The 22,207-nt window shown below is 76.0% G+C and carries 3 protein-coding genes; all 3 read right to left on the bottom strand.

All coding sequences use genetic code 11. The features are described 5' to 3' along the window. Nucleotide 1: 1 nt before the first annotated feature. Nucleotides 2-760 (bottom strand): thioesterase II family protein, encoded by a 759-nt coding sequence (locus tag IE295_RS04425; RefSeq protein WP_308013140.1) that lies wholly within the window; start codon nucleotides 758-760, stop codon nucleotides 2-4. A 63-nt stretch (nucleotides 761-823) separates the two neighbouring features. Beyond that, the gene (locus IE295_RS04420; protein ID WP_308437400.1) at nucleotides 824-10,819 is read right to left on the bottom strand and encodes a type I polyketide synthase; all 9,996 of its coding nucleotides are present in this window, start codon (nucleotides 10,817-10,819) and stop codon (nucleotides 824-826) included. 76 nt (nucleotides 10,820-10,895) lie between these two features. Beyond that, entirely contained in the window at nucleotides 10,896-22,196 is an 11,301-nt protein-coding gene (locus IE295_RS04415) for a type I polyketide synthase (protein ID WP_190062063.1), read from the bottom strand. Between the last annotated feature and the right edge of the window lie 11 nt (nucleotides 22,197-22,207).

The raw sequence follows: 22,207 nt of genomic DNA, 5'->3' as shown, positions 1-22,207 counted from the left end.
GTCATGCCTGCCGCAGCCGGCCGGCTATCTCCTCGGTCACCGCCTGCTGGTGGTCGGCGAGGTAGAAGTGACCGCCGGGGTAGACCTTGAGCTCGAACGGGCCCTCGGTGTGGCGCTCCCAGGCGGCGACCTCGTCCAGGGTCACCTTGGGGTCGGCGTCGCCGGTCATGGCCACGACCGGGCAGCGCAGCGGCTCCCCCGGCTCGTAGACGTAGGTCTCGGCCGCCCGGTAGTCGGAGCGGATGGCGGGCAGGACCATCCGCAGCACCTCCTCGTCCTTGAGCAGCCCGGAGTCGGTGCCGCTGAGGCGGTCGACCTCGGCGACGATGCCCCGGTCGTCGAGCAGGTGCACGGTCTCGCTGCGGTGCGTGGAGGGCGCCCGGCGGGCGGAGGCGAAGAGGGCGGCCGCGACGATGTCCTTCTCCCTCTCGAAGCGCCGGGCCACCTCGAAGGCGAGGGAGGCGCCCATGCTGTGGCCCAGGAACGCCAGCGGGCGGTCCGCCCAGGGCAGCAGCGCGGCGTACACCCGGTCGGCGAGGTCGGGGATGTTGTCGATGAGCGGTTCGCTGCGCCGGTCCTGGCGGCCGGGGTACTGGACGCACAGCACCTCGGCGAACGACGGCATCGCCTTGGACAGGGGGAAGAAGTAGCTCGCGGCGCCGCCGGCGTGCGGCAGGCACACCAGCCGCACCTCGCTGTCCGGGCGCGGGTGGAACCGGCGGATCCACAGGCCGTTGTCGTCACCGGAGAGGTTGTCGATCACAGTGGGGTCGTTCCTTCCAACACGGTCATCTCGGCAAAAGGCTGCATGTCCCGACCTTCCTCAGGACGCGGTGCCCAGTTTCACCACCCACTCGTCGACGGCGGCCGCGGTCGATTCCGCGTGACGTTCCATCAGCGTGTAGTGGTTCCCCGGCACTTCCGTCACCGTATCGGCATGATCGGGAGCGGCCGGGCGGTCGTCGGCGGTCGCCGTGGCATCCGCCATCCACTCCCCCGCCCTGACGACGAGCGTGGGCGCGGCGGCCGTCGGTGCGTCCCAGCCGTCGAAGATGCGGAGGTAGCCGCCCATGGCGGTCAGCTGGGTGCCCGGTGAGGAGACGAAGTCGAAGCGCTCCGACTGCTCCTGGGCCACCGCCGACTGGAAGCGGTCGCCCATGCCTTCCCTGCGGGTGAAGCTGTCCAGCATCACCACGCCCTCCACCGGCCGGCCCAGCCGCTCGAGGTGGCAGGCGACCGCGTGCGCGACCCATCCGCCGGAGGAGTAGCCGACCAGCACCACGGGCTCGTCGCCCACGCTCGCCGCGATCGCGCCGGCGTGCACCTCGAGCAGGGCGGCCACGTCCCCGGGCAGCGCCTCGTGGGGCCCGAAGCCGGGCTCGGGCAGGGCCCAGATGCTGCGGCGCCCCCCGAACGCGGCCGCGAACCTGGCGTACTGGTGCACACCGGACGGCGCCATGTAGGGGCCGAAGCACACCAGGTGCGGGCCCTCCTCGCCGCGCGCCAGCCGGACGGGCGTGGGCAGGTGCTCCCCTGCGTCGGCGGCGGTGAAGACCGGCCGCAGCCGCGAGGCGCTCATGACCATGTCGATGCCCTCGGCGAGCCGGCCGGCTTCCGCGGCGCGGCGGTAGAGGGTGACGAAGACGTCCTCCTCGGCCGGCGCGCCCGCCGCCGCCCGGGTGTCGCGCCCCTCGCCGAGCAGCGGGAGCAGGTGGGCGGCCACGGCGGCCGGCGTGGGGTGGTCGAAGACCAGGGTGCTCGGCGGCTTCAGGCCGGTGGCCCGGGCGACGCGCTTGCCCAGGGCGACGGCGGTCAGCGAGTCGAAGCCCAGCTCCAGGAAGACGTGCCGCTCCCCCACCGCGTCCTTGTCCGGGTGGCCGAGGACGGCGGCCGCCTCGGCCCGGACGAACTCCACGATCGCCGGAAGGTGTTCCTCCGGCGGGAGGCCGGCCAGGCGGCGCACCAGCGGCGGCTCGGTGCCCTCCGCCGTCTCCTCCTCGGCGGCGGCGAGGCGGGCGACCTCGGGGAGGTCGCCGATGAGCGGGCTGGGGCGGGCCATGGTGAAGCCGGGCACGAAGCGCGCCCAGTCGACGTCGGCGACGACGGCCGTCGTTTCGTCGCGCTCGACCGCGCGGCGCAGGGCGAGCACCGCGGCGCCGGGGCCCATCGGGTCGAGGCCGCGCAGCCGCAGGCGTTCCTCGGCGGCCCGGTCGACCATGCCGCCTCCGCCCCAGGCGCCCCAGGCGATGGAGGTGGCGGTCAGGCCGCGGGCGCGGCGGTCCTCGGCGAGGGCGTCCACGAAGGCGTTCGCGGCCGCGTAGGCGCCCTGGGCGCCGCTGCCCCAGGCCGCGGCTCCCGAGGAGAAGAGCACGAAGGCGTCCAGGGGGCGGTCGCCGAGCAGCTCGTCCAGATGCGCCGCGCCGGCCGCCTTCGCGTCCATCACGGCGGCGAACTCCTCGACGGTGGTGTCGGCGAGCATGGCCGGCGTGCCGATTCCGGCGGCGTGCACCACGGCGGTCAGGGGCGGCAGTTCCTCCAGGGAGGCCAGGAGCGCGGCCACCGCGTCCCGGTCCGCCAGGTCGCAGGCGGCGACCGTCACCCCCGCCCCCAGCTCCTCCAGTTCCTCGCGCAGTTCGGCGACGCCCTCCGCTTCGGGGCCGCGGCGGCCGGCCAGCACCACGTGCCCGGCGCCGTCGGCCGCCAGCCGGCGGGCGACGTGGCCGCCGATGTGGCCGGTGCCGCCGGTGACCAGGACGGTGCCGCGCGGCCGCCACGGCCGCTCACCGGCCGGAGAGCCGCCGGGGGCCCGTACCAGGCGCCGGGCGTACGTTCCGGCCTCCCGCACCGCGACCTGGTCCTCGCCCCGCGTACCGCCGAGCACGGCGGCCAGCCGCCGGGCGACGCGCCCGTCGGCGGCCTCCACGGCCTCCGGCAGGTCCACCAGGCCGCCCCAGCGCCCGGGGTGTTCCAGGGCCGCGACGCGCCCCAGCGCCCACACCGGCGCCTGCCGCACGGCGCGAGGCCCGTCGCCGGCCACGCCGGCCGGCACCGCGCCCCGCGTGACGCACCACAACGGCGCGTCCACGCCCGCGTCGCCGAGCGCCTGGACCAGCAGCAGCGACAGGGCCAGGCCGCGCGAGAGGGCCGGATGGCCGGCGTGCGGCCGGTCGTCCAGCGCGAGCAGGGAGAGCACACCGGCCGGCCCCGGGCAGGCCTGCCGCACCAGCTCCTCGAGCGTGTGCCGGTCCTCGGTGCCGTCCACCGGCAGCCGTACGACGTCGGCGCCGTGCGCGGTGAGGGAGTTCAGCGCGAGGGCGACGGCCGCATCGTCCAGGCGCTCGCGCGGCACCACCGCCAGCCAGGTGCCGGACAGGGCGGGCGGCGCGGTGTCGGGCAGGGGCTTCCAGGTGATCCGGTAGCGCCAGGCGTCGGCCGCCGACTCATCGCGGCGGCGCCGGTGCCAGGCGGACAGCGCGGGCAGCGCCGACCGCAGGGTGACGTCCTCGTCGACGTCCAGCCCCTCGGCCAGCGCCCGCAGGTCCTCGCGCTCGACCGCCTCCCAGAACGCGGCGTCCACCACGGGCGCCGCCGGGGCCGTCTCCTGCGGCGCCTCGAGCCAGTAGCGCCGCCGCTGGAAGGGGTAGGTCGGCACGTCCACGGGCCGGGCGTCCCAGCCGGCGAACACCGCCCGCCAGCCGACGGGCACGCCGTGCGCGTGGGCCTCGCCCAGGGACGTGAGGAACCGCCGGGCGCCGCCGTCGCCGCGCCGCAGCGTCGGGACGACCGCGCCGGGGGCGTCGCCGTCCCCGTGGGCGTCGAGGGTGTCCTGCAGGCCGTACACCAGCACCGGGTGCGGGCTCATCTCCACGAACACCCGGTGCCCGTCGGCCATCAGGCGCCGGGTGGCCTCCTCGAAGCGCACGGTCCGGCGCAGATTGCGGTACCAGTACGCCACGTCGAGTGCCGTGTCCACCGGGCCACCGGTCACCGTGGAGTAGAACGGCACCGTCGGCGCCTGCGGGGTGAGGGGGCCCAGCGCGTCGGCGAACGCGTCGCGGACCGTCTCGACCTGGGCGCAGTGCGAGGGGTAGTCCACCTGGATCCGCTTGGCCTTCACGCCCTCCGCCGCGCACTCGGCGAGCAGCTCCTCCAGCGCGTCGAGGTCGCCGGCGACCACCACGGCGCGGGGCCCGTTGACGGCCGCCGTGCTCAGCCGCCCGTCCCACCGCGCGAGCCGCCGGGCGGCGTCCGCCTCGGACTCCGGCAGCGAGGCCATGCCGCCCAGGCCCGCGAGCCGGGACACCAGGGCGCTGCGCCGGGCCACGATCCGCGCCGCGTCCTCCAGCGACAGCGCGCCGGCCACGTACGCCGCCGCGATCTCGCCCTGCGAGTGGCCGACGACGGCGGCCGGCCGCACGCCGCACGCGCGCCACAGCTCGGCCAGCGACACCATCACCGCCCACAGCACCGGCTGGACCACGTCGACCCGCTCCAGGCCGGGGGCGCCCGGCTCGCCGCGCAGCACGTCCTCCAGCGCCCAGTCCACGTACGGGGCGAGCGCCTGCCCGCAGGCGGCGATCCACTCGCGGAACACCGGTGAGGAGTCCAGGAGTTCCACGCCCATCCGGGCCCACTGCGAGCCCTGGCCGGGGAAGACGAACACCGGCGGCCGGGAGCCCGCGGCGGTGGCGCGCACCAGGTGCTCGTGCGAGTCGCCCGAGGCGAGGGCCTCGAGCGCGGCGGTCAGCCCCTGGCCGTCGGCGCCCACGACGACCGCGCGCTCGTCGAAGGCCGTGCGGGCGGTGGCGAGGGCGTGGGCCACGTCCAGCGGGCGCGCGTCGGGGGACTCGCGGAGCAGCGCCGCGAGCCGGCCCGCCTGCTCCTCCAGCGCGGCGGGGGTCCGGGCGGAGACGAGCAGGGGGACGGCCACGGGGTCGAACACCCGCCGCTCCGGGGCGGCTTCGGCGGGCGCGGGCGGTTCGGGTGCCTCCTCGATGATGACGTGGGCGTTGGTGCCGCTCATTCCGAAGGAGGACACGCCGGCCCGCCGGGGGCGGCCGGCGCCCTCCCAGGCGACGGGCTCGGTGAGCAGCCGGACGGCTCCCGAGGCCCAGTCGACGTGCGGGGTCGGCTCGTCCACGTGCAGGGTCCTCGGCAGCGTCCCGTGCCGCAGGGCCTGCACCATCTTGATGATGCCGCCCGCGCCGGCCGCGGCCTGGGTGTGGCCGATGTTCGACTTCAGCGAACCCAGCCACAGCGGGCGGCCGTCGGGCCGCTCCTGCCCGTACGTGGCCAGCAGCGCCGACGCCTCGATGGGGTCGCCCAGCGTCGTGCCCGTGCCGTGGGCCTCCACCGCGTCCACGTCCGCGGCCGACAGCCCCGCGTTGGCCAGGGCCTGGCGGATGACGCGCTGCTGGGCGGGGCCGTTGGGGGCGGTCAGGCCGTTGGAGGCGCCGTCCTGGTTGACGGCGCTGCCGCGGACGACCGCGAGGACCCGGTGTCCCTTGCGGTGGGCGTCCGACAGCCGCTCGACGAGCAGCATGCCCACCCCCTCGCTCCAGCCGGTGCCGTCGGCGCCGGCGGAGAAGGCCTTGCAGCGGCCGTCGGCGGCCAGACCCCGCTGGCGGCTGAACTCCACGAAGGCCCCGGAGCTCGACATGACCGTCACACCGCCGGCCAGCGCCATCTCGCACTCGCCCTGCCGCAGGGCCTGGGCGGCCAGGTGCAGGGCGACCAGCGACGACGAGCAGGCCGTGTCGACCGTCACCGCGGGGCCCTCGAGCCCGAGGGTGTAGGCGATGCGGCCGGAGACGACGCTGGCGGCGTTGCCGGTGCCGAGGTAGCCCTCGACACCGTCGGGGACCTGCAGGTTGCGCCGGATGTAGTCCTGGTAGCCGGAGCCGACGAACACGCCGACGGGCGTGGACCGTACGGTCGTCGGGTCGATGCCGGCCCGCTCGAACACCTCCCACGAGGTCTCCAGCAGCAGCCGCTGCTGCGGGTCCATGGCCGAGGCCTCGCGCGGCGAGATGCCGAAGAAGGCCGCGTCGAAGTCGGGGAGGTCGTGCAGGAAGCCGCCCGCCCGGGCGTAGGTGGTGCCGGGGTGGTCGGGGTCGGGGTGGTAGAGGGCCTCCAGGTCCCAGCCCCGGTTGCCGGGGAAGGGGGTCATCGCGTCGGCGCCCTCGGCCACGAGCCGCCACAGCTCCTCGGGGGACCGCACGTCGCCGGGGTAGCGGCAGCTCATGGCCACGATGGCGATGGGCTCGTCCTCGGCGGCGCGGGAGCCCTCGGCGCGGGCGGATTCCGTGCCGGTGCCCAGCAGTTCGACCAGGAGCCGGCCGGCGAGGTCAATGGCGCAGGGGTAGTCGAAGACGACGGTGGTGGGGAGCGTGAGGCCCGTGACGCGCCCGAGCCGGTCGCGCAGCTCGACGGCGGTCAGCGAGTCGAAGCCCAGCTCGCGGAACGCCCGCCCCGGCTCGACGGCCTGCGGTCCGCCGTGCCCGAGCACGGCGGCGGCCTCGGTCCGTACGAGCTCCACCAGCATGCGGTCGCGCTCGGCGGCATCGGCCGCGGCGAGCGTGCGGCGCAGGGCGGCCGCGGCGCCGGAGGCCTCCCCGTCGTCGTGCCGGTCGCCCGCGGGCCGCGCGGCGGCCCGCACCTCGGGCAGGTCGGCGAGCAGCGGGCTGGGCCGGCCGATGGTGAAGGTGGGCGCGAACCGCTCCCAGGCCACGTCGGCGACGGTCACCGCGGTCTCGTCCCGGCCCAGCACCCGGGCGAGCGAGGAGATCGCGAACGCCGGGCTCATGGGGTTCAGGCCGCGGCGGCGCAGGTTGTCGGCGATCTCGGCGGAGCCCGCCATGCCCGACTCCGCCCACGGCCCCCAGGCGACGGCGGTCGCCGTGAGCCCCCGGGCGCGGCGGGCGGCGGCGAGGGCGTCGAGGCAGGCGTTGGCGCAGGAGTAGGCGGCCTGTCCGCCCGCGCCCCAGATGCCGGCGATCGAGGAGAACAGCACGAACGCGTCCAGCGGGCGGTCGCCCAGCAGTTCGTCCAGATGCGCGGCGCCGGCCGCCTTGGCCGCCACGACCTGGTCGAAGGCCTCGGGCCCGGTGCCGGACAGCATGCCCGGCGTGTCGACGCCGGCGGTGTGGAAGACGGCGGTGAGCTCCGGCAGCCCCTGGAGGAGTTCCGCGACGGCGTCCCGGTCCGACACGTCGCACGACAGGACGGTCACCCGCGCCCCGAGCTCCTCCAGTTCGGCGCGCAGTTCCCGCGCGCCCTCGGCGGCGGGGCCGCGACGGCTGGTGAGGACGAGATGCGCGGCGCCTTCGGCGGCCAGCCACCGGGCCACGTGCCCGCCGAGGGCGCCCGTGCCGCCCGTGACGAGGACGGTCCCGCGCGGGGAGTACGCGGGCCCGGCCGGTGCGTCGTCCTGGTGCGCCAGGCGGCGGCCGAGGACTCCGGCCGCGCGGACGGCGAGCTGGTCCTCGTCGCCGTGGCCTCCCGCGAGGATGCCGGCCACCCGGGCCAGGGCCCGGGTGTCGAGGTCCTCCGGCAGGTCGACGAGCCCGCCCCAGCGCTGGGGAAGTTCGAGGGCAGCCACCCGGCCGAGGCCCCAGACGCCCGCCCGGTCGGGGACGGTCGGCGGATCGGACTCGCCGGTGGCGACGGCGCCCCGGGTCAGGCACCACAGCGGCGCCTCGATGCCGGCGTCGCCCAGGGCCTGCGCCAGGGTGAGGGTGGGAAGGGCCGAGGGCTCGTCGTCCAGCGCGAGGAAGGAGACGACGCCGCGGAGCCGACCGTCGCCGGCCGCGTCGGCATCGCGTTCCGCGGCGGCACGCAGGCGGGCCGCGAGCGTGTCGCGGTCCTCGGCGGGGTCGACGCTCAGGCAGATGGTGTGGGCGCCCCGGCCCGTCAGCTCTTCCTGCAGGGCGGAGCCGTCCCGCGCGGCACGCGCGCCCGGCGGGGTCAGCAGCAGCCACAACCCCTCAGCGTCCGGCCGGGGGCCGGCGTCGGCGAGCGGGCGCCAGGCGACCACGTACCGCGTGCGGTCGGCGCCGGACCCGGGCGCGGGGGCCGCCAGCCAGTACGGCCGGCGCTGGAAGGCGTACGTGGGCAGGTCGACGCGCCGGGCGTCGCGGCCGGCGAAGACGGCGTGCCAGTCGATGGCCGTGCCGTGGACGTGGAGCCCGCCGAGGGCGGTGGTCAGGGCCACGTCCTCGGGTCGGTCGGCGCGCAGGGCGGGGACGGCCGCGGCCGGGGCATCGGCCAGGACGGACCGGGCGAGGGCGGTCAGGACGCCGCCGGGGCCGATCTCGAGGAAGGCGGTCACGCCGTCGGCGGCCAGCGCCCCGACGGCGTCCGCGAAGCGGACAGCCTGACGGACGTGCCGCACCCAGTACTCGGGGTCGCGCAACTCGTCGGCGGTGACGGGCCGGCCGGTGAGCGCCGAGACGACCGGGATCGTGGGGGCCGAGAAGGCGACGCCTTCGGCCACGGCCCGGAAGTCGGCGAGCATGGGGTCCATCAACGGCGAGTGGAAGGCGTGCGAGACGGCCAGGGCCTTCGTCTTGCGCCCCTGGGCGGCGAGCCGGGCGGCGATGTCCGCGACAGCATCGGCCGCACCCGACAGCACAACGGCCTGGGGCCCGTTGACGGCGGCGATGCCGGCCCGGTCCTCGTAGCCGGCGAGCAGCGGAAGGGCCTCGTCCTCCGATGCCTCCACCGCGACCATGACGCCACCGGCGGGCAGCGTCTGCATCAGACGGCCACGAGCCGCTACGAGCGTGGCCGCGTCGGCGAGGGACAGCACCCCGGCGACGTGCGCGGCGGCGAGCTCGCCGATCGAGTGCCCGGCCAGGTAGTCGGGCCGTACGCCCCAGGACTCGAGGAGACGGAACAACGCCACCTCGACGGCGAACAGCGCGGGCTGAGTGAACCCGGTCTGGTTCAGCAGCTCGTCCGTGCCCTCGCCGAACACCACATCCCGCAGCGGACGGTCGAGATGCTGGTCCAGCTCTCCGCACACCGCGTCAAAGGCATCGGCGAAGGCAGGGAAGGCGGCGTACAACTCCCGTCCCATCCCCACCCGCTGACTCCCCTGCCCCGAGAACAGGAACGCCAGCTTGCCTTCCTTGCCGACGACGCCGTCCACCACGTTCGCGGCGGAGGTGCCCTCGGCCAGCGCCCGGAGGCCGGCGGTCAGGTCGTCGGTGCCGGTGCCGACGACGACCGCACGGTGTTCCATCGCGGCGCGCGTGGTGGCCAGCGAGTAGGCGACGTCGAGGGCGTCGGGCGCGGTGTCGTCGGCGAGGCCGATGACGTGCGCGAGCAGCCGTTCCGCCTGCTCGCGCAGGGCCGCCGCGCTCCGGGCCGAGACGACCCAGGGCACCGGCACCCGCGCCGCCCCGGCGCGGTCCGGCACCGGGTCGCCGGCCGCCGCGGGGGCCTGCTCGATGATGGTGTGGGCGTTGGTGCCGCTGACGCCGAAGGACGACACGGCCGCCCGGCGCGGGTGACCGGTCTCGGGCCAGGGCACGCTCTCGGTCAGCAGGCGTACGGTGCCCGTCGACCAGTCGATGTGCGGCGAGGGCTCGTCGGCGTGCAGCGTTCTCGGCAGGACGCCGTGCCGTATCGCCTCGACCATCTTGATGATGCCGCCGACGCCGGCGGCCGCCTGTGTGTGCCCGATGTTGGACTTCAGGGAGCCCAGCCACAGCGGCTGTTCCTGCGGGCGCCCCTGCCCGTACGTGGCCAGCAGGGCCTGGGCCTCGATGGGGTCGCCCAGCGTCGTGCCGGTGCCGTGCGCCTCGACGACGTCGACGTCCGCCGGGGACAGGCCGGCGCCGGCCAGCGCCTGCTGGATGACGCGTTGCTGGGCGGGGCCGTTGGGGGCGGTGAGACCGTTGCTCGCGCCGTCCTGGTTGACCGCGCTGCCGCGTACGACCGCGAGCACCGGGTGGCCGTTGCGCCGCGCGTCCGACAGCCGCTCCACCAGCAGCATGCCCACGCCCTCGCCCCAGCCCGTACCGTCGGCTTCGGCGGAGAAGGACTTGCAGCGGCCGTCGGCCGCGAGGCCGCGCTGGCGGCTGAACTCGGTGAACATGCCGGTGCTCGCCATGACGGCCGCGCCGCCGGCCAGGGCCAGCGAGCACTCGCCCTGCCGCAGCGCCTGCACCGCGAGGTGCAGCGCGACCAGCGACGACGAGCAGGCCGTGTCCACGGTGAGCGCCGGGCCCTCGAGCCCGAAGGTGTAGGAGAGCCGGCCCGAGGCGACGCTGGGGGCGGTGCCGGTCAGCAGGAAGCCCTCGAGCTCCTCGAGGGTGTCGCCGCCGCCGGCGTAGCCCTGGTAGGCGAGGCCGACGAAAACACCGGTGCGCGAGCCCTTGACGGTGGACGGGTCGATGCCGGCCCGTTCGAAGGTCTCCCAGGCGACCTCGAGCAGCAGCCGCTGCTGCGGGTCGGTGGCGAGGGCCTCGCGCGGGGACATCCCGAAGAAGCCGGGGTCGAAGTCGCCTGCGTCGTGGAGGAATCCGCCGTGGCGCGTGTAGCACTTGCCGGGGGTGCCCGGGTCGGGGTCGTAGAGGCCCTCGAGGTCCCAGCCGCGGTCGGCGGGGAAGCCGGAGACGGCGTCGGCGCCGTCCTCGACCAGGCGCCACAGCGCCTCGGGGCTGTCGATCCGCCCGGGGTAGCGGCAGCTCATCGCCACGATGGCGATCGGCTCCTGGTCCTTGGCCTCGACTTCGTGCAACCGGCGCCGGGTCTGCTTGAGATCGGCCGTCACACGCTTGAGGTAGTCGAGCAGCTTCTGCTCGTTCTGCATGTCTCGTTCACCCGCCATAGGAGTTCGTGAAGTCGTGCGTGTTCCGGTGCGCGGCGGGGCCGCGCCGTCGGGGCGGTCAGGCACCGTCGAGTTCCTGGTCGATGAGGTCGAAGATGTCGTCGATCGTGGCCGTCTGGAGGCGCTCGTCGGACGCGGCCCCGCCGTCGGCCCCGCCGTCCGCACCGGCCGGCTCCGCCGGGTCCGCGGGCGATTCGCTGAGCCTGGCGAGGGCGCTCTGCAGCCGGGTGCGGACGCGGGAGCGTACGAGCTCGTCGTCCGCGCCGACCGCGGCGAGGGCCGCGTCCAGCCTGTCGAGCTCGCCGAACACGGACAGGGCCGACAGCGCCGGGTCCGTCCCCGTGGGTGCCAGGTCCGCCCGGATCCGCTCGGCGAGCGCGAGAGGCGTGGGGCAGTCGAACACCAGGGTCGCGGGGAGCCGCAGCCCGGTGGCGGCGTTGAGGCGGTTGCGGAGCTCGACGGAGGTCAGCGAGTCGAAGCCGAGGGCCTTGAACTCCCGGTTCCGCTCGACCTCCTGCGGGCCGCCGATGCCGAGGACGGCCGCGACGTGTGCGCGGACGACGTCCAGCAGGATGCCGCTATGTTCTGCCTCCGGCAGGCCCTCGAGGCGCCGGCGCAGGCCGTCGGCGTCCCCGCCCGAAGCCGTCGCGGCCGCGGCGGCCCCGGCCGTGCGCCGCGCCGGCGTACGGACCAGGCCGCGCAGGACCGCGGGGACGGCCGGTGCCTCGCCGTCCGGACCGGCCGCGGCCGGGGAGGCGAAGCGCACCGGTACGGCGACGGCCTGCTCGCCGAGCCGTGCCGCGTCGAAGAGTTCCAGGCCCTCCGCCGCGCGGAAGGAGACCAGGCCGGAGCGGGCCATGCGGCTCTGCCCCCGCTCGTCCAGGCCGTCGGCCATGCCGCCGTCGGCCCACGGCCCCCAGGCCATGGAGACGGCGGGCAGCCCGGCCGCGCGCCGCCGCTGGGCGAGGGCGTCCAGGTAGGCGTTGGCCGCCGCGTAGTTGCCCTGGCCGGCGCTGCCGAGCGTGGCGGCGACGGAGGAGAACAGCACGAAGGCCGACAGGTCCGCCTCCCGCGTGAGGTCGTGCAGATGGAGCGCGGCGTCCGCCTTGGGGCGCAGCACGGCCTCCAGCCGCTCGGGGGTGAGGGAGGCGGCCAGGCCGTCGTCCAGCACCCCGGCCGCGTGGATCACGGCCGTCAGCGGGTGCGCGGTGGGGATGCCCGCCAGCAGCGCGCCGAGCGCGTCGCGGTCGGCGGCGTCGCAGGCGGCCACGGTGACGGCCTCGGCGCCCAGGGCGAGCAGTTCCTCGCGCAGGGCGGCCGCGCCCTCGGCGGCCGGGCCGCGCCTGCTCGTGAGCAGCAGGTGGCGGACGCCGTGCGCGGTCACCAGGTGGCGGGCCACGGTGCCGCCGAGCGCTCCGGTGGCGCCGGTGACGAGCACGGTGCCCTCGGGGTCGGGTGCGGCCGGGACGGTGAGGACGAGCTTGCCGACGTGCCGGGCCTGGCTGAGGTGGCGCAGGGCCTCGGGTGCCTGGCGGACGTCCCAGCAGGTGAGGGGCAGCGGCCGCAGCACGCCGCGTTCGAACAGCTCGACGAGCGCGCGCAGCATCTCGCCGATGCGGTCCGGCCCCGCCTCGATGGTGTCGAACGCCTGGTACGACGCGCCGGGGCGGGCTCCGGCGATCTGTCCGGGGTCGCGGACGTCGGTCTTGCCCATCTCCAGGAAGCGCCCGCCGTCGGCCAGGAGGCGCAGCGAGGCGTCGACGTACTCGCCGGCCAGCGAGTTGAGCACGACGTCCACGCCCCGGCCGCCGGTGGCCTCGAGGAAGGCCTGCTCGAACGCGAGGGTGCGCGAGTTCGCCAGGTGCTTCCCGTCCAGTCCGCCGGCCCGCAGCGCCGCCCACTTGCCGGGGCTCGCCGTGCCGTAGACCTCGGCGCCCAGGTGCCGGGCGAGCTGGGTGGCGGCCATGCCGACGCCGCCGGCGGCCGAGTGCACCAGCAGCGACTGGCCGGGGCGCAGGCGGGCCAGGTCGACCAGGGCGTAGTAGGCGGTGAGGAAGACGACCGGTACGGACGCGGCCTCGGCGAACGTCCAGCCCCGGGGCATCGGGGTCACCATGCGGTGGTCGGCGACGGCCAGCGGGCCGAAGGAGTCGGGGATCATGCCCATGACCCGGTCGCCGGGCGCGAGGCCGGTGACTCCGGGCCCGGTCGCGGCCACGACGCCGGCGGCCTCGCTGCCGAGCGTCGCGGCGCCGGGGTACATGCCGAGGGCGATGAGCGCGTCGCGGAAGTTGACGCCGGCGGCGCGCACGGCGATGCGCACCTGGCCCTCGCCCAGCGGCGCGGTGGCGGCGGGGTTCTCCGTCAGTGCCAGGTCGTCGAGGGTGCCGGTGCCGCTGGTCGCCAGGCGCCAGCCGGTGACCCCGGGGGCGGGGCGCAGGGCGTCCCCGGCCGTCCGGCGGGCGAGCCGGGGTGCGTACGCGGTGCCGTGGCGCAGGGCGAGTTGGGGCTCGCCGGCCGCCAGGGCGGCGGTCAGGGCACGGGCGGAGGCGGGGTCGTCGTCGACGTCGAGCAGGACGAAGCGGTCCGGGTTCTCGGTCTGCGCCGACCGTACGAGGCCCCAGACGGCCGCCTGCGCCGGGTCGGTCACGGTCTCGCCGGGCAGGGGGGCGACGGCACCGCGCGTGAGCAGGACCAGCCGCGACCGGGCGAACCGGTCCTCCCTCAGCCACTCCCCCACCAGCCCGAGGACGTAGCGGGTGGCGGCATGGACGTCCTCGGCGGTGTCGCCGCCGGGGATGTCCGACCGTACGAGCACGGTGTCCGCGGCCGTGGTGGCGAGGGAGGCGAGGCCGGGGTGGCTCTCGAGGCCCTCCGCGAGGGCAGGCTCGGCGGCACCGAGCAGGGCGCACACGGACCGGGGGGCGGACTCGGGCAGGGGGACGGCCGGCCAGGCGAGGCGGTACAGCGCGTCCTGGTGCTCGACGGGCCGGCCGGCGCCCGCGCCCAGCTGATCGGCCGTCACGGGGCGCAGGACCAGGGAGTCCACGGAGGCGACGGGCCGGCCGGTGGCGTCCGCGACCAGGAGGGACACCGCGTCCCCGCCGGCCGGGCGCAGCCGAACACGGAGCGAGGTCGCGCCCGTGGCGTACAGGCGCACGCCGCTCCACGAGAAGGGCACGCGGCCCTGACCGGTGTCGGGCAGCAGCCCGCCCAGGCCCACGGCGTGCAGGGCCGAGTCGAGCAGCGCCGGATGGACGCCGAAGCCGGCGACGTCCGTGCCGTCGGGCAGCGCGACCTCGGCGTACACCTCGTCCTTGAAGTCGCTGTCGTTGTCGGCGCGCCACAGGCCGCGCAGGCCCTGGAACACGGGCCCGTAGCCGAAGCCGAGTTCCGCCAGGCGCTCGTAGTAGCCCTCGGTGGGCACCGGGGTGGTGCCGGCCGGGGGCCACTGGGAGAGGTCGGGTTGCGCGGTGTCGGGGACCGGGGCCGGGGTGAGGACGCCGGTGGCGTGCGACACCCACGGGGTGTCCGGGTCGGTGCCGTCGGGGCGGGAGTACACCTGGACCGTGCGGCGCCCGGCGTCGTCGGCGGCGCCGACGGTGACCTGCAGCTGCAGCGCGCCCTCGGCGGGCAGCGCGAGCGGGGCCCGCAGGGTCAGCTCCTCGAGGTGGTCGCAGCCCGCCTCGTCCGCCGCGCGCAGGGCGAGGTCGACGAGGGCGGTGCCGGGCAGCAGCACCGAGCCCATGACCGCGTGCTCGGCCAGCCACGGCTGGGCCGCCACCGACAGCCGCCCGGTCAGCACCGCGCCCTCGCCGTCGGCGAGCGCCACCGCGGCGCCCAGCAGGGGGTGTTCGGCGGACCGGAGGCCGGCGCTCGTCAGGTCTCCGGCCGCCGGCCCGGTGTCGAGCCAGTAGCGGCGGCGCTGGAAGGCGTAGGTGGGCAGGTCGACGACGCGGGCGTCGTCGCGGCCGGCGAAGTGGGCAGCCCAGTCGACGCTCACGCCGTGGACGTGGAGCCCGGCGAGGGCAGTGGTCAGGGCGGCTTCCTCGGGTCGGTCCGTGCGCAGAGCGGCGACGACGGCGTCCGCCCGGCCGTCGAGGACGGCGTCGGCGAGGGCGGTCAGGACGCCGCCGGGGCCGATCTCGAGGAAGGCGGTCACGCCGTCGGCGGCCAGCGCCCCGACGGCGTCGGCGAAGCGCACGGCATGGCGGACGTGCCGCACCCAGTACTCGGGGTCGCACAGCTCCTCGGCGGTGACGGGCCGGCCGGTGAGCGTCGAGACGACCGGCAGGTCGGGAGCGGTGGGGGAGACGCTCTCGGCGACCTTGCGGAAGTCGGCGAGCATCGGGTCCATCAGCGGCGAGTGGAAGGCGTGGGAGACGGCCAGGGCCTTGGTCTTACGGCCCTGGGCGGCGAGCCGTGCGGCGATCTCGGTGACCGCCGACTCGGCGCCGGACAGGACCACGGCCTGCGGGCCGTTGACGGCGGCGATGCCGGCCCGGTCCTCGTAACCGGCGAGCAGCGGAAGGACCTCGTCCTCCGACGCCTGCACCGCGACCATCACACCACCGGCAGGCAGGGCCTGCATCAGACGGCCACGAGCCGCTACGAGCGCCGCCGCGTCGGCGAGGGACAGCACACCGGCCACGTGCGCGGCGGCGAGCTCGCCGATCGAGTGCCCGGCCAGGTAGTCGGGCCGTACGCCCCACGACTCGACGAGGCGGAACAACGCCACCTCGACGGCGAACAACGCCGGCTGAGTAAAGCCCGTCTGGTTGAGCAGGTCGGCGTCCTCGCCGAACACCACATCCCGCAGCGGGCGGTCGAGATGCGTGTCCATGTGGGCGCACACCTCGTCGAAGGCATCAGCAAAGACAGGGAACGCGGCGTACAACTCCCGCCCCATCCCCACCCGCTGACTCCCCTGCCCCGAGAACAGAAACGCGAGCTTTCCGTCCACGGCAGCGACGCCTCGGACCTCCGGGCCCGTGGTCTCCCCGGCCGCCAGGGCGCGCAGGCCGTCCAGCGCCGCCGCCCGGTCGGTGACGACCATGGCCGCGCGGTGCTCCAGCGCCGCGCGCGTGGTGGCCAGCGACAGCGCGACGTCGGCGAATCCGAGCTCCGGCCGTGCCGTCACATGCGCGAGCAGCCGTTCGGCCTGCTCGCGGAGGGCCTCCGCGCCGCTTCCGGAGAGCAGCCACGGGACCGGCCGTGAGGTGGCGGGGTCGGCGGCCGGGAGCTGGGGCTCGTCCGGGGTGTGCGGCGCCTGCTCGATGATGACGTGGGCGTTGGTGCCGCTCACGCCGAAGGAGGAGATGCCGGCCCGGCGCGGGCGTGCCTCGGTGTCCGTCGTCCACTCGACGGGTTCGGTCAGCAGCCGCACCTCGCCCGCCGACCAGTCCACGTGCGGCGACGGCTCGTCCACGTGCAGGGTCTTGGGCAGGACGCCGTGCCGCATCGCCTGCACCATCTTGATGATGCCGCCCACGCCGGCGGCCGCCTGCGTGTGACCCACGTTCGACTTCAGCGACCCCAGCCACAACGGACGGCCCTCCGGCCGCTCCTGGCCATACGTCGCCAACACCGCCTGCGCCTCGATCGGATCACCCAACGTCGTGCCCGTACCGTGCGCCTCGACCACGTCCACGTCGGCGGCCGACAGCCCCGCCGAGGCCAGCGCCTGCCGGATCACCCGCTGCTGCGCCGGACCGTTCGGGGCCGTCAGACCGTTCGACGCACCGTCCTGGTTGACCGCGCTGGAACGCATGACCGCCAGCACCTTGTGGCCGTTGCGCACCGCGTCGGACAGCCGCTCCACCAGCAGCATGCCCGCGCCCTCGCCCCAGCCCGTGCCGTCGGCGGCCGCCGCGAACGGCTTGCAGCGGCCGTCGGGGGCGAGGCCGCGCTGCCGGCTGAACTCGATGAAGGCGTTCGGGCTGGACATGACGGTCACGCCGCCGGCGAGGGCCATCGAGCACTCGCCCCGCCGCAGGGACTGCGCCGCGAGGTGGAGCGCGACCAGCGACGACGAGCACGCCGTGTCGACGGTCAGGGTGGGGCCCTCGAGCCCGAAGGAGTAGGCGATGCGTCCGGAGACGACGCTTCCGGAGCTTCCGGTGCCGATGTAGCCCTCCAGGTCCTGCGGCACGCTCAGCAGCCGGGCCGCGTAGTCCTGGTAGCCGGAGCCGATGAACACTCCGGTGCTGCTGCCGCGCATCGACGCCGGGTCGATGCCCGCCCGTTCGAACGCCTCCCAGGCGATCTCCAGCAGCAGTCGCTGCTGCGGGTCCATCGCCAGCGCCTCGCGCGGCGAGATACCGAAGAACGCCGGGTCGAAGTCGCCCACGTCGTAGAGGAATCCGCCGTCCTTGGCGTAGGTCGAGCCGGGGCGGTCGGGGTCGGGGTCGTAGAGGGCGTCGAGGTCCCAGCCGCGGTCGGTGGGGAAGCCGGAGACGGCGTCCCTCCCGTCGGCCACGAGCCGCCACAGGTCCTCGGGCGTACGGACGTCGCCGGGGTAGCGGCAGCTCATCGCCACGATCGCGACCGGCTCGTCGTCGGAACCGGCGGCCGCGCCGGTCGGCGGCGTGGCGGCAGCGGGCGCGCTCGCCGCCGCGCCCGTGCCGAGCTCGGTGGCGAGATGCGCGGCCAGTAGGGCGGGTGAGGGGTGGTCGAAGACGAGCGTGGCTGGCAGCCGGACGCCGGTGGCTTTGGTCAGCCGGTTGCGCAGCTCGACGGCGGTGAGCGAGTCGAAGCCCAGCTCGCGGAAAGCGCGGTCGGAGGCGACGGCTTCCGTTCCTGCGTGGCCGAGCACGGCGGCCGCTTCGGTGCGGACGAGGTCCAGCAGGGCGCGCCGGCGCTCGCTGTCGTTCATCGCGGTCACGCGCCGGACGAACGCGGGGACCTGGTCGTCGGTCGCGACCGTCCAGCCGTTCCCGTCCGTGTCGGCGGCGGCCAGGGCGGCCCGTACCTCGGGCAGGTCGCCGAGCAGGGGGCTGGGCCGCAGCAGGGTGAAGGACGGCGCGAAGCGGCCCCAGTCGACGTCGGCCACGGTCACGGCGGTCTCGTCGCGGTCGAGCACCCCGCGCAGCGCGGTGATCGCCGCCCGGGGGGCGAGCGCGGGCAGCCCGCGGCGGCGGAGCCGGTCCTCGGCGTCGCCGTCCTCGACCATGCCGCCGTCGGCCCACGGGCCCCAGGCCACGGCCGTCCCGGCCAGGCCGCGGGCCCGGCGGCGTTCGGCCAGGGCGTCGAGCGAGGCGTTGGAGACGGCGTAGGCCGCCTGGCCGCCGGCGCCCCAGACGCCGGAGATCGAGGAGAACATCACGAAGGCGTCCAGCGGCCGGTCGCCCAGGAGTTCGTCCAGATGCGCCGCGCCCGAGGTCTTCGCCGCGAGGACGTCCGCGAACTGTGCGGGCGTGGTGTCGGCGAGCATCGCGGGGGTGCCCACGCCGGCCGCGTGGAACACCGCGGTCAGCGGTTCGTCCTCCGGTACGCCCGCCAGCAGCCGGGCCACGGCGTCGCGGTCGGCCATGTCGCAGGCCTCGATCGTGACGCGGGCCCCGAGCTCCTCGAGCTCCGCCTTGAGCCGGCCGGCGCCGTCCGCCGCGGGGCCGCGCCGGCTGGTGAGCAGCAGGTGCGGCCGCCCGGTGCCGGCCCCGGCGAGCCAGCGGGCCACGTGCCCGCCCAGCGCGCCCGTGCCGCCGGTGATCAGTACGGTGCCGTGCGGCTGCCATGCCGCCTTCGCCGTGACCGCCCCTTGCGGAGCGCGTACGAGGCGCCGTACGAACACTCCCGACCCGCGCACCGCCAGCTGGTCCTCGCCGCCGCCGGCCAGCACGGCCGCCAGGCGGCGCGCGGCGCGGGCGTCGAGCTCGTCGGGGAGGTCGACGGATCCGCCCCAGCGCGCCGGGTGCTCGAGGGCGGCCGTCCGGCCCAGCGCCCACACCTGTGCCTGGCGGGTGCCGCGCAGGGGGTCGGAGGAGCCGATGGACACCGCGCCCCGGGTGACGGACCACAGGGGGGCGTCGAGGCCGGCGTCGCCGAGGGCCTGGATCAGGGCCAGCGTGGCGGCGAGGCCCTCGGTCATCGCCGCGTGCCGGGCGTGCGGCCGCTCGTCGAGGGCGAGCAGGGAGACGACTCCCGTGACGTCGGCGGGCAGGCGCCCGGCGAGCGTCTCGCGGTCGCAGCCGGCCTCGACGACCAGCGGGCGCACATCGGCGCCGTGGTCGCGCAGCGCCTGTACGACGGCGCCGGCCCAGGGGTCGTCGGCGTGGGAGGCGGGGGTCACCGCGAGCCAGGTGCCGCTCAGCGCGGGCGACTCGAGGCCGGTGGCCGGCTTCCAGGCGACGCGGTAGCGCCATCCGTCGACCGTCGACTGTTCGCGGTTCCTGCGCCGCCAGGAGGAGAGGGCGGGCAGCACAGAGCTCAGCGGGGCGTCGTCCCGGACGTCGATGCGGTCGGCGAACGCGGCCAGGTCCTCGCGCTCGACGGCCTCCCAGAAGCCCGCTTCGGCCGGGTCGGCGGCCGATGCGGCGTCGGGGGCGAAGGCCGTGGACTCCAGCCAGTAGCGGCGGCGTTGGAAGGCGTACGTCGGCAGGTCGACGAGCCCGGTGTCGTGGCGGCCGGCGAAGAGGGCGGTCCAGTCGACGGGGATGCCGTGGACGTGGAGCCGGGCGAGGGCTGTGACGACGGCCGCGTTCTCCGGGCGCCGGTCGGTGGTGCGCAGGGCCGGGACGGCGACGGCGGACTCGTCGTCGAGGACGTCCTGGGCCAGGGCGGTCAGCGCGCCGCCGGGGCCGATCTCGAGGAAGGCCGTCGCGCCTTCGGCGGCCAGCGACCGGACGGCGTCCGCGAAGCGGACCGGCCGGCGCACGTGCCGGGTCCAGTACTCGGGGTCGCGCAGCTCGTCGGCCGGGACCGGCGTGCCGGTGAGGGCCGAGACGACCGGGATCGTGGGGGCCGAGAAGGTGACGCCTTCGGCCACGGCCCGGAAGTCCGCCAGCATGGGGTCCATCAGCGGCGAGTGGAAGGCGTGGGAGACGGCCAGGGCCTTGGTCTTGCGGCCCTGGGCGGCGAGCCGTGCCACGATCTCGGTGACGGCCGCTTCGGCGCCGGACAGGACCACGGCCTGGGGGCCGTTGATCGCGGCGATGCCGACCTGGTCCTCGTAGCCGGCGAGCAGCGGAAGGACCTCGTCCTCCGACGCCTGCACCGCCACCATCACACCGTCGGCGGGCAGGGCCTGCATCAGGCGACCGCGAGCCGCTACGAGCGCCGCCGCGTCGGCCAGCGACAGCACACCGGCGACGTGCGCGGCGGCGAGCTCGCCGATCGAGTGCCCGGCAACGAAGTCCGGCCGCACGCCCAGCGATTCGACGAGGCGGAACAACGCCACCTCGACGGCGAACAGCGCGGGCTGAGTGAAACCGGTCTGATTCAGCAGGTCGGCGTCCTCGCCGAACACCACGTCCCGCAACGGACGCTCCAGCTCGCCGTCGAGATGCGCGCACACCGCGTCGAAGGCGTCGGCGAAGACCGGGAAGGCGGCGTACAACTCCCGCCCCATCCCCACCCGCTGGCTGCCCTGCCCGGAGAACAGGAACGCGACCTTGCTCCTCCGGGCGGACACGCCCCGCACGGCGTTGGCGGCGTTCTCTCCGCGCGCCAGGGCGGTGAGACCGGCAAGGAGCTCGTCGCGCCCGGCGCCCACGGCGGCTGCGCGGTACGGCAGCGCGGCGCGCGTGGTGAGCAGGGAGTGGCCGATGGCTCCGGGTGCGAGCTCCGGGTGCTCCTGGGCGAAGGCGAGCAGGCGCTGCGCCTGCTCGCGCAGGGCGTCCTCGTCCTTCGCGGAGACGATCCACGGCAGCGGCCGGGCGGCGGTGTCCTTCGTCTCGCCGGCCTCCAGGGCGCTGGTTGCCGTCGCACCGGACGGTCCGGTGGCCTCGGACGGTTCGGTGGTCACGGACGGTTCCGGGGCCTGCTCGAGGATGACGTGGGCGTTCGTACCGCTCACGCCGAACGCCGACACGCCGGCCCGCCTCGGCCGGCCGGGTTCCGTGTGCGGCCACGCGGTGGTCCCGGTCAGCAGCCGCACCCCGCCGGCCGACCAGTCGACGTGGGGCGTGGGCTCGTCCAGGTGCAGGGTCCCGGGCAGGATGCCGTGCCGCATGGCCAGGACGGTCTTGATGACGCCGGCGACGCCGGCGGCGGCCTGTGTGTGCCCGATGTTCGACTTCAGCGCTCCCAGCAGCAGCGGCCGCCCGTCGGGGCGCTCCCGCCCGTACGTCGCCAGCAGCGCCTGCGCCTCGATCGGGTCGCCGAGCGCGGTGCCGGTGCCGTGCGCCTCGACCGCGTCGACGTCCGACGCGGCGAGGCCGGCGTCGGCCAGCGCCTGGCGGATCACCCGCTGCTGGGCGGGGCCGCTGGGGGCGGTGAGGCCGTTGGAGGCGCCGTCCTGGTTGACCGCCGAGCCGCGCAGGACCGCCAGCACCCGGTGGCCGTTGCGCTCGGCGTCCGAGAGCCGCTCGACGAGCAGCATGCCGACGCCCTCGGCCCAGCCCGTGCCGTCCGCCGCCGCCGCGAACGGCTTGCAGCGGCCGTCCGCGGCCAGCCCGCGCTGGCGGCTGAACTCCATGAAGGCACCCGGCGTGGACATCACCGTCACCCCGCTGACCAGGGCGAGCGAGCACTCCCCCTTGCGCAGCGACTGCGCGGCCAGGTGCAGCGCCACCAACGACGACGAGCACGCCGTGTCCACCGTCACCGCCGGGCCCTCCAGCCCGAACGTGTAGGAGAGCCGGCCCGAGACGACGGCGGCGGCGTTGCCCGTGCCCAGGTAGCCGTCGAAGTCCTCGGGGGAGGTGGACAGGCGGGCGTAGTCCTGACCGTTCGTACCGGCGAAGACACCGGTACGGCTGCCGCGTACGGAGGCCGGGTCGATGCCCGCCCGCTCGAAGGCCTCCCACGCGGTCTCCAGCAGCAGCCGCTGCTGCGGATCCATCATCAGGGCCTCGCGCGGCGAGATCCCGAAGAACGCGGCGTCGAAGTCGCCGACGCCCTCGAGGAATCCGCCTTCGCGGACGTAGCAGGTGCCCGCGTTGTCGGGGTCGGGGTCGTAGAGGGCCTCCAGGTCCCAGCCCCGGTCGGCGGGGAATCCGGAGACGGCGTCGCCGCCTTCCTCGACGAGCCGCCACAGCTCCTCGGGCGAGGTGACACCGCCCGGGAAGCGGCAGCTCATCGCGACGATCGCGATGGGTTCCCGGGATTCCGCCACCAGTTCGCGGTTCTGCCGGCGCAGCCGCTCGGTCTCCTGGAGGGAGGCCCGCAGTGCCTGAACGATTTTCTCGTTCGACGTGGTCATCATGTGCTCCG

The organism is Streptomyces griseocarneus, from assembly GCF_014655595.1.
Lineage (GTDB): Bacteria > Actinomycetota > Actinomycetes > Streptomycetales > Streptomycetaceae > Streptomyces > Streptomyces griseocarneus.
Note: the sequence above shows the minus strand (reverse complement) of the source record. Positions and strands in the feature narration are given on the sequence as shown.

Bases quoted from the DNA above. Each gene is read 5' to 3' on its own strand.
- IE295_RS04420 (WP_308437400.1), bottom strand. From the start codon at position 10,819: ATGCAGAACGAGCAGAAGCTGCTCGACTACCTCAAGCGTGTGACGGCC.
- IE295_RS04415 (WP_190062063.1), bottom strand. From the start codon at position 22,196: ATGACCACGTCGAACGAGAAAATCGTTCAGGCACTGCGGGCCTCCCTC.